Here is a 15,037-nt window from a genome sequence, read left to right as displayed (position 1 = left end):
TGTAGATGTAAAGATAGCCTACGAATGGGAATCGGAATCGAGAGAATCATCTAGCAAGGCTGCCTAAATGCTTCCACACATGTTGATGATGCCTCATAAAAAATTGAATTTTACCATACACTTATAACCGTCTATTTAGACGGGTCCTTCATCTAAAAATACTTTAACTTTTTACGATCTCTTTCCCGACCCGCTAAGCATTGCCAGCAAGGTGTCCACGATTTCGCTCCAGTGGTCAAGAACAACCTGGCCCATTGCAGGATCGTACATCTTGCCCAGATTCTTCTCGATTTCCTCGCGGCAGAAGTCTAGGGACATGGCATCACGATAGCAGCGACGGCTGGTCATTGCGTCAATGGAATCCGCAATGGCAATCACGCGAGCACCCACTGGAATTTCATCTCCGGAAAGACCTTCGGGGTATCCGCGACCATCGTAACGTTCATGATGGTGCAACACAACCTGGACTAGTTCCTGAGTGTGGTTGGACTGCATGAGAATGCGCGCCCCGATTACAGGATGCTGCTTGATCACGGCAAATTCCTCATCCGTAAGTTTCGCAGGCTTACCCAGAATGGCGTCGCTGACACCAACCTTTCCAATGTCATGAAGCAGGGCTGCATCGGAAATCAACTTCAGAGAACTTTCAGAAAGGCCCAGTAATTCCGCAATCTTGCAAGACAGTTCCTGCACACGATCGGAATGGTGAGCTGTGTAGGAATCCTTCGCTTCCTCAATGGAAATTAGGCACGACACCAGTTCCCTCAAGTTCTGATTGTCACCAAATTCTCTCGTCTGGTGGGTAGCGGACTTATCACGATACATATTCAGGTCCGCATCCATTTTCCAGTCACTAATGGACTTGCGGGTACCAAATTCATTTTTCAGACGGCTTTCACCAACAGCTACGGACAAGTGATACAAGGCGGTCTTGTTGTACTCCTCAATTCCCCGCTTCAGATTGTTCTGCAGCTTGTACATCTTATCTAGACTTGCATCGACAAGAACCACGAATTCATCACCACCGATACGGAAACAATGTCCGGACGCTCCAAAAGCATCCGAGATGGTCTGTGCAGCGGCGATGATCAATGCATCCCCCGCCAAATGTCCAAAGGTATCGTTGGTGTACTTCAGGCCATTCACGTCGATCATCAACATCACCCATTCGGATAGAGGATTGTGATCAGCCTCAATCTTCTTGAGGAGGTTATCAAAGGAAAGTCTATTTTCCAGTCCAGTCAAGGAGTCTGTAGAGGCAAGGCCCTTCAGCTGGTGGTTATATACCTGAAGTTTACTGTTGATTTCTTCCAGTTCAAAAGAGGTTTCACGAATGAAGGTTGCCATTCTTGCTGCCAGAGGAAGCTTGGTCATGGAAACGTTCTTCTTCTGGTAAGCGGAAGCCTGCAGTCCCTTACCGTAACCTTCTCGCATGGCTGCAATCACAAGAGTGATGTTATGCTGATTCAGATGGCCCTTTTCTCTCAGGAATTCGCCATGGGAGAAAAAGCCTGTACTGCCTGCAATATTCTTGAAGGGGAAAATTTCGTAGGTGGGTTCCTGACTTGCCCAGAAAGCCTTTCGGGCGGCGCAGGAGAAAATGTGCAGCGTGTCCGGATTGAAGGACTTGATCCGATCACTTTCCTGCCGGATCGATTCCACAATGGTCATGGGCTCACCATAGGACAATCTAATAATGGAACCCACTTCCACATCGGAACTCATGGTCAAGGAGCCATCGGGATTACTTGCTGCAGGAGCGCGGACAATTGTCGTCCCATTGTGTTCGTATAGAACGGGGAACTCCAGGGCATTTTCAAAGAAATGTTCATCGTTATTGATGTTCAAGTACTTGCGGTAGATTTCGTAGGCGGGAACACCACCCATCTCGTAAAGAGTCTGCCCGGAAGCCCTTGTCACATGGAAGTTACGGCCAATCGGTTTCCACCCGGAAATCTTGAAGGATTCCACAAAGAAATCTTCACCACCGATCATCAAGACCAGGAGTCCGCTATTGGAGAATCCTCCCACAGAGGAAAACACACAAGAATCAGAGCTGGAAAGATCTGTCGAGCAAACGATACCACCGAACATCTGGATATCCGGACGAAGAGGCTTCATCCCCTCGCAGAATTTTGTGGTAGAGAAATTTGCAATGGTATGGTACATTTCCAGAGCCTTGATCCAGGTTCCGGAATTCGCCTGAGTCACAAGATCGGAGGCAATATCATCAATACAGGTCTTTTTCAGATCGTATTGCAAGAGTTCAAACTTACTGGAACTCTTCTCAAAGACGGTAACGGAAACGGTAATATCGGGAGAAACGTCACAGTCCACGATGTTTCCGCTGGTTGAGTGCCCAAACCAGAGTGCACCCGGGAAAACGCTTTCGATGGTCTTCCATACGGGAGCAAGACGATCACGGTCCAGAACCGTAGAGAAAATCTGGAAATACATGGACGGTTTATCACCATCCGACATCATTGGCAAAAGAGTGCTAAAAGCCTTAAGATTATTTCTAAAATCACTTTCGCTTTTATACTCAAAGGTTCTTTTTTGCATGTTAATCCGTCTTTGACAACACTTATATTGTTTTCATTTTTAATATATACTAAAAACGGGTATTTTTCCTTTTTTTACTAAAAACTGTAATCTCTTTTTTTGTATTTTGAAGTCCATGATTAAGGTATGGTTAAAAAGCGCTAAGGATTGGTGCATCAAGTACTGCAAATCCCTGAACTGGGTGGTACTTTTGGGCATCGCCGCATTTTGTATCGCACTTGCTATTATCAACAACATCCGTGTCGAGGACTCCAAGTCCGTAGAATGGATCGGAAGCCAGGAAATCCTGGAAAAGCCGGCAGAAATTCTCTAAGGAGTGGACATGGAAAAGTTTACGAAAAAGACAGTCTGCTCTTTGGTATTGCTGCTGGTGGCATCAGTCCTGGTAGCCTTCGGTGTTGCAGAAATTTCCTTCCCTGAAACATTCCTGACCGTTACGGACAAGGATTGGCTTATCGATATGTGGCCCAAGGCCTATCGTTACAATGTACATGTCGGTGTGACAGCAATCATCATCGCTGCAGGCATTTGCGTCCCCGCCTATAAACTCCATAAGGATTTCGCCATCCGAGCTCTGGAAACCCTATTCCGCGTAGGTATTGGCGGCATGTTCATCTTCGCAAGTATTTTCAAGATCCAGGATCCCCATCAGTTTGCGACTCTGGTGGCCCAGTACCAGTTTTTCTCCACACTGCACCTAGATTTCGTCAATAACTTCTTCGCCCTGGTCTACCCGCAGTTTGAACTGTGGTTCGGCATCGCCATGATCGTAACTCCCTTCGTCAAGGAAAGCGCTTTCGCCATTTTCTGGATGTTCGTCAGCTTCATTATTGCGCTGGCATGGGCATTGGGCAACGACCTGGGAATTACCTGCGGTTGCTTCGAACTGGAAGACGGTGACGCTCACGACAAGGCTGAAGCCTGGACCAGCCTCATCCGCGACCTGATTCTGGTCTGGCCGACCCTGTGGCTCGCTCTCCGCAAGAACCGCAGCCTCATCAAGGTCTGGACAGAAAAACGCTAAGCAAGAGCGTTTAAGACTCGTTCCTTAAAGGATTTCATAGAGCAGTGGGACAGAAGTTCCGCTGCTTTTTCTTTATCCACCACATTTTCGCCGGCAATCACACGGTCAATGACCTTGGCGTAGGCTTCTGCATCTGTAGGCGGATCAATAAGGGGGCAGACCCCATCCAGATTTTCCTTCACGGCGGAAGTGGCTGCACAGAGGGCAGGAGTCCCGCAGGCTATAGCCTCAATAGGCGGCAGGCCAAAACCTTCCAGCAAGGAAGGATACACCATCAGATCCGCATGACGGTAGAAATCACGGAGCTCTTCCGCATTAAGACGTTCCAGATGGAAAACGTTGTAGAGTTTCTTTACGTTGATGATTTCGCGGAGACGTTCGGATTGCTTTCCCACACGGACAAAAGCCACATCCGGACGGAGTCTTGCGGTTTCAAAGTAAGTGTCAATATTCTTGCGAGGTTCATCCAGGCTGACATTGATGCACATGCCATCAAAATTACGCATGCCATGCTTGCGACGGAACGCCTTACGAGCATCAATCGGAATTGGCTCTTCCGGCTTATTGAACAAATCCTGATCAACGGGGCAACCAATCACTGAACCTTTTGCATTTGCCATCTTAGGGCCAAAATGCTTAGCCGCCTCTCCTCGAGTCCATTCCGAGTTGTACACAAAAGAACTGGCATTTACGCAACTGCGGATGTAGAACAAATTAAGTAATATGAACTTGGGACTGGTCGGATACAAAGTTTCCGCAAAAGTATCATGAACGAACATTACGGTCTGTCCATTATTCTTACAGGACTTTAGAGCCGACTTTGCCACGGGCACTAAAAAGCCTAATTCCGGACGAATAAAAAATACCACATCCGGTTTTACCTCGCCCACCACCTTTTTTAGGGGACTGCGGAAAGAGAAAAATCCAGTATAGAGGGACTTCGCCCATACTTCTTGAGAGGTATAGGAATTGGAAGGAACCACCGCTTCCGCCCCCTGGGCAGACTTGGCTGCATCCGGAAAGAACTTCGGGGTTTTCAACCATAGTACATGTGCTTCGAACTCCGGCGTCACAGCCTTGATCAAGTTCAAGGTCAGGCGGCCAAAGCTAGTGCATTCATTCTTATCGCAAACAAAAAGGATTTTTTTCACATCTTCAATTTATAAAAATTATATTGTGTTACATGAGCAAGCACCTTTACTTTTACAGCGATGCGCCAGAATGGGGCGGCCAGGAAATTCTTGCAGCCCGCATTGCGAACATTCTGTCCGAAAGCTACCAGGTGCATTTTTTCTACTCTACGGAAAAGTTCAACCGGGAACTCGTCCCGGCCATCGAGCGCATCCCCCTGCCCTACCATTCCCAGGGGCCTTTCCCCATTGTGCGAGACAGCCTTTCCGGAAAAGCAGGTGCAGCCCGCAAGTTATTTATCGAACATGGTGCTGGAACCGAGAATTTCAAGAAGCTGATTATCTGTCCGGGGAACATCGAACGCTGTATTCCTGCAGTGAAGGCAGCTACAAAGCTTAAACTGGAAATCATTTCCTACTACCCCATGGCCTTTACCCAGAAGGAATCCCTGGCCACCCTAGGAGCCCTTCGAGATCAATTGGCTCTGAGGGTATACCCGAAAATTTCCCAGTGGATTGTGAATACCCCATACCAGGAACGACTCCTCCGCAGGTTCATTACTGCAGAAACCAAGGTATTCCAACTGCCCAACCCTCTGACCTATAAGGAAGACTGCCCTGCCAAGAAGCCAGCCCTCATTAAGCAGGTGGCAACCATAGGTAGACTTTACTTCGGGCAGAAAGGTCAGGAAATCATTCCAGAAATTGCTAGCCACCTGAAGGACCGAACTGACGCCAAGTTCCATATCATTGGACAGGGGCCTGATGCAGACAAATTAAAGGAACTGGTCCAGAACAAGAAGGTTTCTGACCGAATCATCTTTACCAATTGGGCAACCAAAAACGAAGTCCAGAACCAGCTTCAAAACCATACGGATATTTTGCTGATTCCGTCCAGATTCGAAAGCGGTCCCATGGTGCTTTTCGAAGCATTGCAATGCGGCATCCCCGTACTTGCCGCCAACGAGGAATACGTTCAGGATTATCAGCTCCCATCCTGGATGACCTATAAACCAGGCGACGCCCAGGATGCCGCCCAGAAGATTCTGGACATGGCAAGTTCCTGGAATCAGACACAACTGGAAGAAACTCGTAAGCGTTTGTTTACAGGACGTAGGGACCTAGAGTTCCAACAGCAGGTTTTAAGCATCTTCAGCCAAATCTAGCCTAGCATAAAAATATATATTGGGGCTATGAATTCTGTACACGTAGTCCTATGTACTTACAATGGCGAACGTTTCCTTAAGGAGATGCTCCAGTCCATTGCGTGTCAGACTGTTCCTGCGAAATCCGTTACTATTCTAGACGATGCATCCAGCGACAACACCTGCAGTATTGTGGAAAGCTTCGAGAATATTCTCCCCCTGCATTTTTATAAAAACCAGGCGAATACCGGACACCGGGCAGCATTCTCAAAAGCACTGGATTACGCAAGCCAATTTGTGGAACCCGGGGATTACATTGCCCTGGCTGATCAAGATGACATCTGGGAACCACAGAAAAACGAGCTGCTCCTGAAAGGCATCGGTAATAACGCCCTTGCTTTTGGGGACGCCCAGATTATCGATGGCGAAGGGAATAAAACCGCAGATTCCTGGCGGGTTCTTTCTCACATCAGCAAGGACACCAACATCAACCGCCAGGTGGCTGGTATTAACAATGTCACCGGCATGCTGTCCCTATTCAAGGTTGAACTTCTAAGGGAAATTCTTCCCATTCCGGAAGGTGTAACCGTACATGACCGCTGGATTGCCATGATCGCCTTAAAAAACGGAGGCATAAAGACAATCGACGAAATTGTAGCCAAGTATCGCATTCATGGCAACAACGCTGTGGGTGGGGTCGCAACGCCCTGCATGAGCAAGACTTTAGCGACAGCCATCAGCTGGAACGAAACCATTCTGGAAAACACGGAACGCCTAAAGATGGACAAGGCAGAAATTGCCTTTGCGCAAAAGCATCTTGCCTGGACCCGTTGCAAGCTAAATTGTGCAACAGCCCTTCGTTATGTTCCCTGGGTCACCGCACATCGTAACGATCTATTTTTAAAGACTTCTACCCTCACAAGGTTGAAGCAAGTATTCTTTAGTGCCTTTGGATTATCTCTGGCCAAAAAAATTTTCAGGAAATCCTAATGGCAAATCAAACTGCAATCATCCTGGTGACGTATAACGGGTGGGCTTTAACCGAAGCCTGCCTGAAGGATCTGCAGCCCCTGGCAGAATCCGTCGTCGTGGCCGTTGCGGACAATTGCAGTACTGACGGAACCGTCGAAAAGATTCGCACCCAGTTTCCCTGGGTTCATGTCTACCTTCAGGAAAAGAACCTGGGGTTTGGCGCAGCAAACAATGCGGCCATTCGCGCTCTTGCAGCAGACGGCATTGAATTTGACGCAGTCTGTCTCCTGAATAATGACACCCGCTTTGAAGCAAGCGCCATCGTCAAATTGCGGGAAGCCCTTGACCAAGCAAATGCATCTTTTACAAACGCAGGACATGACTGCACCGCAGTAATTGCACCAACCACGATGAACATTGATGGCAGCAGGCAGAACAATTTCTTCGCAGGACTTGGCCCCGACGGTATCGGTTCCCTGCAGTTCTTCCTCAACGCCTTCCGCGGGGAATCAGGAGCCGCCCGCATCCTGGAAGGCACGCCTAGCCCTACCGGAGAAGTTCACTGGGCTAGCGCCGTATGTTGGATGCTTTCCCGCAAACTTTGGGAGGCCGCCGGCGGTTTCGACGAAAACCTCTTTATGTATTACGAAGATGCGGATCTTGCCCTTCGTCTACGTAAGTTAGGTGCAAAGTTCTTCATTAGCCAGAATAGCGTCATCACCCACCTGGGAGGCGGTTCCGCAAGCAATAGCCTGAGTCGCGCCCTACAGCATGACCGTTCCCAGCAATACGTTTTCCGCAAGCACTTCGGTATCCGCGGGCTCTTGCTTTCCAAGTCCTTCCGATTTACCCGCAGTCTTGTCCGTATGGTTACAGCACTCCCCCGCTGCCTTGTGGGTGGAGCCGCCAAGCAGAAGCGAAAATACTTCAGCCATCATCTCGCCCTGTTGAAGGAGTCCTTCAAATGAGAATCGCAGCAGCTCTTTTAACTCTTGCCTCTTTCGCACTTGCAAATCCCGATGTGCAAGGTCCTGCCCACATTTCGTTGCAGGATTCCTCCCGCAACTATGAAGTGAATATCCGCGGGCAGCTGATGGACTCCCTGGCCATTACTAATCTGGAAACCGCCCCTACACATTACGACAACTCCATGTCGGTCCGCCTGTTTCTGGACGGACATTTTACGGACGCCTTCCAGTTCGCCGCCCGAGTGAAGGTTAGTACTGATTTGACCAACCGCGACATTGCGGATCATTTCTACAATCCTAACGAAGGCATTCCCTACAATAAGCAGAGCGACACCAAACGTACCTGGGACTTGTTTGCCGCAAATGCAAGCTACCAGCTGGCTCCTGTAAAACTGATGGCCGGCTTTGACTACCTGGACATGGGTCCCGCCCGCCGTAACCATGTGATTCTCCGCGGCGAACAGAATATTTACCGTCCGTGGCAGGATTCCAGCAGCCGCATTTCCGATGCCGCCCCTACGCCTTATTTCGGCTACCAGTTTGAAATCGGCCCCGTGGTTTATTCCCAGTACGCGATGAAGCTGTTTGAGAAAAAAGGCTTAGGCAAATATCTTCACGCCCATCGTCTGGACTTGAGCCTTCCCAAAAACATTACTCTCGGCCTTTCCGAGACCTCCCTTTACGGATCTACCGTAGAAGGAGCCGGATCCAATCCCAATGCCGACGCAGATAGTTCCGGACGTGATTTTGAATGGGCTTATGTAATACCTTTCATCCCCTACGTTTTCCAGGAACATCTGCAGGGGGATCAGGACAATATTTCCCTGGCATTCGATTTGAGCGTCAAGACAATCCCTAACTGGGAATTTTACGGAGAACTTCTCTGGGACGACATGAAGTCTCCTACCAGCATGCTTGACGATTCCTGGTGGGGTAACAAGTGGGCAGCCTCTGTGGGTGTCGCCCGTGACAACATCCGTCTTGGAAGTACTCTCTGGAATTGGTACGCCGAATACACCCGCATCGAACCTTGGGTTTACACCCACCACAAGGGTGGCGCTTATACTTACGTCAGCTACGCCCAGAGCATGGGTAGCGATCTCGGCCCCAACAGTCAGGAGCTTTATACCGAACTAAGTGGAAGCTACAAGATTGAATCCGGATTCCTTAAGGACGCCTTGATCAAGGGAACACTCCTTGCCAGCGCCGTTGCAAAGGACACCGCCTTCGGCGGAAATCTATCCGACATTCACACTCCAGAAAGTGCCATCGATAAAAAATACCTGAATGATGAAACAACATTCAGGTACTACGAACTTGGGAGCAAGCTGGAATTCAAACCCTTCCACTGGATGAGTATTCGAGCGGGATATTCTAGATTCTTTGGGGATTACGAAGGGTTCAGAGCCTACGGTTCAGGATCACTGCAGTGGTAACCTTATTCAAATAAATCCCTTATTTCAGCATCACTCTTGACCAGCAAAGCCTTTTCCTTCCATTCAGGATTCAGCATTTTCTTGGCCATGTCAGCAATGACGGTGGTATGAGCGGTTGCGGATTCAGCCGGAGAAAGAAGGACGCACATAAATTGAGCCTTTTCTCCCCCACGGATTTCAATATCGGATAAACCTTCCGGACAAACCACAAAAGCCATCAAAGGTTCTGCAAGACCTTTCACTCGGGTATGAGGCAAGAGCAGGCCCTCACCCATGTACACGCCCTGCCTTACACGTTCCACAAGGCCAGCCCAAGTAGTGTTTGCGTCAAAGGCGCAAGGACCGTGAACAAGAGCGTCATAAGCAAAACCCAGAGCACGTCCAAAGGTTTCGCTGCCTGCATAGAATTTTGTATAAACTAAAGCCATAATCACCTGAGTGTTTCTTCCTAACCACCCGATGACTGGATACGAAAATGAACGGCCATTTGCCGTTCACTTTCAAAACATTAAGCCAGAGCCTTTTCCATGAAGTCAAAGACTTCCGGGCTGGTCACCTTGGCAATCTTCTTGAACTCGCCAAACAGGACACGGAGCTGAGCCTTGCCCGGTTCGATGTACTGTTCGAACTTCTGGATGCCCTTTACCTTGGAAAGGAAGCAATATGCACCCATAGCCTGCATGACACGCTGGAGACTTGCATGGATAAACGCTTCCCAGGCATCTTCCTTCGTGTAGATCTTGGTTTCTCTGAACATTGTGCGCCAATATTCAAAGAAGTCCTTAATTTCTGTGAGGGAAAGACCTACGTAGGGATCCCACAGGAGGCTAGCCAGATCGTAGAACATGGAACCACGGCGGGCGCCCTGATAATCCACGAACGCCACTTCGGAATCAGGCTTTACCATGATATTCTGGCTCTGGAAATCGCGATGCATCAGAACCTTGGGCTGAGCGTCCACAGTCAGAGCCAGCATGGAGTAGCAGTTACGTACGGATTCCGGAATTTCCTGGATACCCACATGAGCCTTCAGGAAGTTATCGGTAAAATAATCCGTTTCCCACTTGAGGGCAGCGAAGTCAAAACGACGAAGCCACAGGTCGGAACGAGCGCTGAACAGAGAGCGGGACACTTCCTGCCACTTGATCAGGGCATCAATAATAACCGGGTAGATAATGCGAACATTGCCGGACTTTCCCTGACCGGAAGGACGGACCTCGTCCAGCACATTGTGTGCCCCCAAGTCTTCCTGAAGAACAGAGCAACTAGCTTCGTCCACGAAATAGACATTAGGAACCGGCAGACCGAAATCACGGAATGCCACGGAATAATCCACAAAACGCTTGAAATCATCATCTACTGTCGCGGAAACCTGGAGAACACAAGAGCGATCGCCACTGGCGATTCTAAAATACTTGCGGCCCGAACCGGCACCGGCAATATTGGATACTTCAAAATTTTCGGCATAGCCGTGAGAGAGCAGAAAATCTTTAACAGCAGGAGAAATCATTTCGTTATTCATGTTTAGCAATATATAAAAGACGTGGGACGAGTGACGAAAGACGAAAGAATTTTTCTAAGAAAATTTGATTCTAGGGTCAACGACGGTATAAAGGATATCGCTGAAGAGGCGTCCAATCAAGGCCATTAGGCTACTGAGGAAGATTACCCCCATCACCACGTTATAGTCGCGGTTCACCATGGAGTTGTAATAGAGAAGTCCCATACCGTCAATATCGAAAACCTTTTCAATCAGCAACGCACCCGCAAACATCAAGGTACAGATTTCAGAAAGGCGGGTAGCAATGGGGATCAAGGCGTTGCGGAGGGCATGGCGGACCAGAGCCTGTTTAAAACTCAAGCCCTTGGCAAGTGCGGTACGCATATAGTCCCTTCCCAGTTCTTCCAGTGCGGAATTTTTCATGAGGAACGTAAGGAAAGCGAATTCCCCGATCATGTAGCAGAAGATGGGCAGCACCAGATGATGGGCCAGGTCCCCGATTTTTTCAAAGAAACTGAAGTCCTCGAAGTCGTCGGAGGTGAGGCCGCCCAGTGGGAAAATATCCAGGTAGGATCCGCCTGCGAGGAAAATGATCAGCAAAATTCCAAGAGCGTAACCGGGCATCACATAGCCGGAGAAGATGACTCCAGAAGTTAAGGAATCCATCTTGCTGCCGTGATGAACAGCCTTCCACAAGCCAAGAGGAATACAGACCAGATAGCTAAGGAAGAAGGAGGTAAAGCCAAAGAACAAGGAAATGGGGAAACGACTGGAAATCACATCCCAGACAGGCAAGCCATAGGTATAGCTGGAGCCGAAATCCAGATGCAGCACATTCCAGAGCCACGTCAGGTAGCGTTTCCAGGCCGGCTGGTCAAAGCCAAAGTACGCCTGGATTTGTGCAATCTGGTCCGGGGACAGAGCCTTGGACGCGTCTACCCCACCCTTCATGGCGGCAGCAGCCTGGGCACGGGAAATCATTTCTTCCACCGGACCACCAGGCAACAGCTGAATGAGGATGAAGCATACCAATGAAATCCCGATGAGAGTCGGGATCATCAAAAGCAAGCGTCTAAGGATATAGGAGCGCATGAACTAGTAGGAAGTTAGAAGTAGGAAGTAGGATGTCCATTATAAATCGCGCACACCAGTGCGCCTTACTAAAAAAGAACTGTCTACTTCCGACTGTCTACTATTTATCTCATCTTTCCGGAGCGGAGGACGTCCATCATGTTGAAGGGCTTTGCAGTGCCAGCGGCAATCTGTTCGGCCAGGAAGTTCACGGCGTCCACAGTACCTTCGGCGTAGATCTTACGGCCGCAGACATTGTGCTGGAATTCGAAGTGGACGGTGCCGTCTTCGCTATCCAGATTGTAAGTGTGGAATGCGTGGCCACCCAGGTATTCTTCGGGCACGTGCATACGTTCCATCTGGCTCTTTTCATCGCGGACCTTTTCGATATCGTCCGGAGTATATTCGAAGCCCATCTTCTGGAAGGAGCCAACCACTGCACGAGCGGTACCGCTGGTGTCAGCCTTGGTCTTCTGATGGCTTTCAACCACAGACAGCTTATAGCCGCTGAATGCTGTGGGGAATTCGGTAGCCAGCCATTCGATCATGGTCTGGAAAGCAACAATCTGCTTGCTCATGTTGGGAGCGATAACGCTGGGATGGTTCGCTTCTGCAACCAGCTTGGTCAAAGCTTCGCGGTCACCACCGGTGGTACCCATGACAAAGGGAATCTTGTGCTTGACGTAGAAAGCGGCGTTGTCGTTCACCGCGGTGGGATGAGTGTAGTCCACGCAGATCAGGTTGGGGTACTTGGCAAGAACTTCACCGATGCGTTCTTCACGATTGCTGGGCTTCAAGAGCTGAACAGTCTTGCCAGCCACTTCGGATTCATTTTCAACGATGATTTCACCAGTGAGGGAATAGGGAACAAGTTCCAAACCGCGGGCAACGCAAGTTTCAGCAACGATCTTGCCCATGTTACCCGGAATACCATTTACCATAACCTGTACGGACATAAAAACTCCTTAGTTTTAACAATCACAATATAGTATAAGTTGCTCTGCATACGAAAAAGCACTGTTTTGCAACAGTGCTTAAATCACCTCTAGTCATTATCCCCGTCCGGGCCACTGGGAACCCCGCGTGTGGCATCAGGAACATGGCGTCCTTCGCGTAAAGCTTTAAGCAAACTCGACGCAGAGGATGGCGTAGGGCTTAGCTCGATGGAGGAATCGACCTTGGCTCTTTTTATTTTTATTGAACGAGCAGAAGGCATTCCTGCAATCGGAGCTGGAGTTCCCTTATCCTTCATCTTGGAAAGCTTTTGTTCAATTGTTGAAACAGCAGAATCCGTCTTTACGGAATCACGAACGCATATAGAGTCAGCCTTTGTGGAATCCGGAGATTTTACCTGCATAGAAACAGTCAAATCCGTTCCCACATCGCCGAAAATAATAGGTTCAGGTTCTTCCTTGGAACAGGCCCCAAGCCCTAATCCAGCGATCAAGCCAAGGGCTGTCAAAGCTGCAGTCTTGGTTGCCACAGACCAGGCCTTATCCTTTGGAACTTTTTTCTTTTGAATATCCATACCGACCTCCCTTTTCTACCCAATATACAAAATCAGTTTTGTACTTCTACAAAGCCAGCTTATAGATTTCCATGGTGGCGGCAGCATCCAAATCCATATAGCCCTTGAGGACAACGCCTTTCAACTTATGGAGACGTTCGTTCAAAAGTTCCAGGTTGGGATTTTCTATGCCAAGCTGTGCGAATGTCACGGGCATGTGAAGCTTGTCGTGGAGCCAGGTCTTGAGGGCAAGAGCACCCGCCATAGCGTCGGCAGCTTCGTCGCCGGAGTTCGCAACGCCTAACACGCGATGAGCCAGCTGGGCAACCTTGTGAGGGTTATGCTTGGCCGCATACTGCAGAAACGCAGGGAAAATCACCGCAAGGCCTGCGCCGTGGGTCACATCGTACTCCGCAGAAATTTCATGTTCCATGGCATGGCTGTTCCAGTCTTCTACGCGACCAATGGAGCATGTATCGTTATGAGCCACCGTGGCGCTCCACATGATGTTGGCGCGAGCTTCATAATCATTGGGATTTGCAATGACCTTCTCGGCACATTCCATAATGGCAAGAAGCATTCCTTCTGCAAGGCGGTCACCGATCTGCACATCGGGAGTATTGCTGAGGTAACGTTCCAGAATGTGGGCCATCATATCACTGACGCCGCTTGCCGTCTGCCATTCCGGAAGCGTCATGGTCAGTTCCGGATTCATCACAGCAAACTTCGGGCGCAAATGCATGGGATAGCGGATACCCACCTTCACCTTCGTCGTTGTATTGGTAATGACGGAATTGCCGGAGCCCTCGGAACCTGCCGCAGGAATGGTCAGCACCACGCCAATGGGCAGCGCGCGATTTGCCGTAGCCTTTTTCTTTCCATCCACCACTTCATAAAGATCCCAGAAATCACCTTCATAAAAGTAACCCACCGCCATAGCCTTGGCCGTATCAATCACGGAACCGCCACCCACCGGCAGCAAAAAATCCGGCTTAAATTCGCGAGCAATCTCAAGGCCGACCCGAACCTTGGTATCGATGGGGTTCGGCTGCACGCCGCCCATTTCAACGAATTCAACGCCGGCAGCCTTCAGAGAATTCTTCACGCGATCCAAAAGGCCGGAGCGCACCACACTTCCGCTACCGTAAATAATCATCACACGGCTGGCGCCATGCTTAACACAAAGGTTCCCCACCTGGGATTCCGTAGAACGACCGAAAATAAATTCTGTAGGACTATAGAAGGTAAAATTATTCATGGAAAAGAAATATAAGTTTTCATTTCTAACAATGAAGCTAAAAATCTTCTATTTCCTACCAGCAATAAAATTTTTCACAAGACTTGATAAGATCATCCAAAAACCGTAATCAAGCAGGCCCAAAAAAGCAAGCCATTTAATGGGCGAAATTAAAAAGGCTATGACAATAAGGGTGCCGCCAACAAGAGGCACTCCAGACGAATAATGTCCGCTTTTCTTACTAGAAATCAAAGCACCATAGGTCATCACCAAGAAGAACAGACCTAATCCGCCAATTACCATTGTCAAAGCCCACTGACCCATTGCAAAAAAAATAATTAATTCAATATTACAACGGAGTCCAAAAAAACGAAAAAAAAGAAACAAATACAAGAAACGCGACCCCATTGGAGCCGCATTTCAAATGTCACTGGATCCTTCGTCTCGCCCAAGGGCTCGCTCAGGATGACATCTGAATCAAATT

At 49.0% G+C, this 15,037-nt stretch carries 15 protein-coding genes; 6 read left to right on the top strand and 9 right to left on the bottom strand.

Annotated elements, in window-relative coordinates; translation table 11 throughout:
* Positions 1–171 precede the first annotated feature (171 nt).
* Positions 172–2,484, bottom strand: a complete 2,313-nt coding sequence (locus BGX12_RS02975) for an HD domain-containing phosphohydrolase (protein WP_109734601.1) — start codon at positions 2,482–2,484, stop codon at positions 172–174.
* 193 nt (positions 2,485–2,677) lie between these two features.
* Here BGX12_RS02975 and BGX12_RS02970 point away from each other — a divergent pair, with 193 nt between their 5' ends.
* Positions 2,678–2,875: a hypothetical protein gene (locus BGX12_RS02970; protein WP_109734600.1), complete on the top strand. Its 198-nt coding sequence runs from the start codon at positions 2,678–2,680 to the stop codon at positions 2,873–2,875.
* A gap of 9 nt (positions 2,876–2,884) precedes the next feature.
* On the top strand, positions 2,885–3,586 hold the full coding sequence (locus BGX12_RS02965; RefSeq protein ID WP_109734599.1) for a MauE/DoxX family redox-associated membrane protein: 702 nt from the start codon (positions 2,885–2,887) through the stop codon (positions 3,584–3,586).
* Here the strand turns inward: BGX12_RS02965 and BGX12_RS02960 are convergent.
* Entirely contained in the window at positions 3,583–4,737 is a 1,155-nt protein-coding gene (locus tag BGX12_RS02960) for a glycosyltransferase (RefSeq protein ID WP_109734598.1), read from the bottom strand. The genes BGX12_RS02965 and BGX12_RS02960 overlap by 4 nt on opposite strands.
* A gap of 32 nt (positions 4,738–4,769) precedes the next feature.
* Here BGX12_RS02960 and BGX12_RS02955 point away from each other — a divergent pair, with 32 nt between their 5' ends.
* The 4 genes from BGX12_RS02955 to BGX12_RS02940 are packed head-to-tail and all read left to right on the top strand — an operon-like array spanning position 4,770 to position 9,237.
* Positions 4,770–5,882, top strand: a complete 1,113-nt coding sequence (locus BGX12_RS02955) for a glycosyltransferase (protein ID WP_109734597.1) — start codon at positions 4,770–4,772, stop codon at positions 5,880–5,882.
* A 27-nt stretch (positions 5,883–5,909) separates the two neighbouring features.
* Positions 5,910–6,851, top strand: coding sequence for a glycosyltransferase (locus BGX12_RS02950; protein ID WP_109734596.1), 942 nt, complete (start codon positions 5,910–5,912; stop codon positions 6,849–6,851).
* The gene (locus BGX12_RS02945) at positions 6,851–7,801 is read left to right on the top strand and encodes a glycosyltransferase family 2 protein (protein ID WP_109734595.1); all 951 of its coding nucleotides are present in this window, start codon (positions 6,851–6,853) and stop codon (positions 7,799–7,801) included. The genes BGX12_RS02950 and BGX12_RS02945 overlap by 1 nt, the downstream gene beginning before the upstream one ends.
* A complete protein-coding gene (locus tag BGX12_RS02940; protein WP_233246222.1) occupies positions 7,798–9,237 on the top strand; it encodes a capsule assembly Wzi family protein in 1,440 nt (479 codons plus the stop codon). Before BGX12_RS02945 ends, BGX12_RS02940 begins: the two co-directional genes overlap by 4 nt.
* A gap of 2 nt (positions 9,238–9,239) precedes the next feature.
* On the opposite strand, the gene BGX12_RS02935 is transcribed toward BGX12_RS02940, so the two are convergent.
* The 7 genes from BGX12_RS02935 to BGX12_RS02905 form a co-directional block, all read right to left on the bottom strand.
* The gene (locus BGX12_RS02935) at positions 9,240–9,665 is read right to left on the bottom strand and encodes a PTS sugar transporter subunit IIA (protein ID WP_109734594.1); all 426 of its coding nucleotides are present in this window, start codon (positions 9,663–9,665) and stop codon (positions 9,240–9,242) included.
* An 80-nt stretch (positions 9,666–9,745) separates the two neighbouring features.
* The gene (locus BGX12_RS02930; protein WP_109734593.1) at positions 9,746–10,759 is read right to left on the bottom strand and encodes an aminoglycoside phosphotransferase family protein; all 1,014 of its coding nucleotides are present in this window, start codon (positions 10,757–10,759) and stop codon (positions 9,746–9,748) included.
* 54 nt (positions 10,760–10,813) lie between these two features.
* Positions 10,814–11,830, bottom strand: coding sequence for an ABC transporter permease subunit (locus tag BGX12_RS02925; RefSeq protein ID WP_109734592.1), 1,017 nt, complete (start codon positions 11,828–11,830; stop codon positions 10,814–10,816).
* Positions 11,831–11,934: 104 nt separating this feature from the next.
* Complete coding sequence (gene dapB, locus BGX12_RS02920; RefSeq protein ID WP_109734591.1) at positions 11,935–12,765, bottom strand: dihydrodipicolinate reductase; 831 nt, start codon at positions 12,763–12,765, stop codon at positions 11,935–11,937.
* 89 nt (positions 12,766–12,854) lie between these two features.
* Complete coding sequence (locus tag BGX12_RS02915) at positions 12,855–13,337, bottom strand: hypothetical protein (RefSeq protein WP_109734590.1); 483 nt, start codon at positions 13,335–13,337, stop codon at positions 12,855–12,857.
* A 46-nt stretch (positions 13,338–13,383) separates the two neighbouring features.
* Positions 13,384–14,574 carry an iron-containing alcohol dehydrogenase gene (locus BGX12_RS02910; protein WP_109734589.1) on the bottom strand — a complete coding sequence of 397 codons (1,191 nt, stop codon included), beginning with the start codon at positions 14,572–14,574 and terminating at the stop codon, positions 13,384–13,386.
* A gap of 48 nt (positions 14,575–14,622) precedes the next feature.
* The gene (locus BGX12_RS02905; RefSeq protein WP_146196226.1) at positions 14,623–14,877 is read right to left on the bottom strand and encodes a hypothetical protein; all 255 of its coding nucleotides are present in this window, start codon (positions 14,875–14,877) and stop codon (positions 14,623–14,625) included.
* Positions 14,878–15,037 lie beyond the last annotated feature (160 nt).

This window comes from Fibrobacter sp. UWR4, from assembly GCF_003149045.1.
Lineage (GTDB): Bacteria > Fibrobacterota > Fibrobacteria > Fibrobacterales > Fibrobacteraceae > Fibrobacter.
Note: the sequence above shows the minus strand (reverse complement) of the source record. Positions and strands in the feature narration are given on the sequence as shown.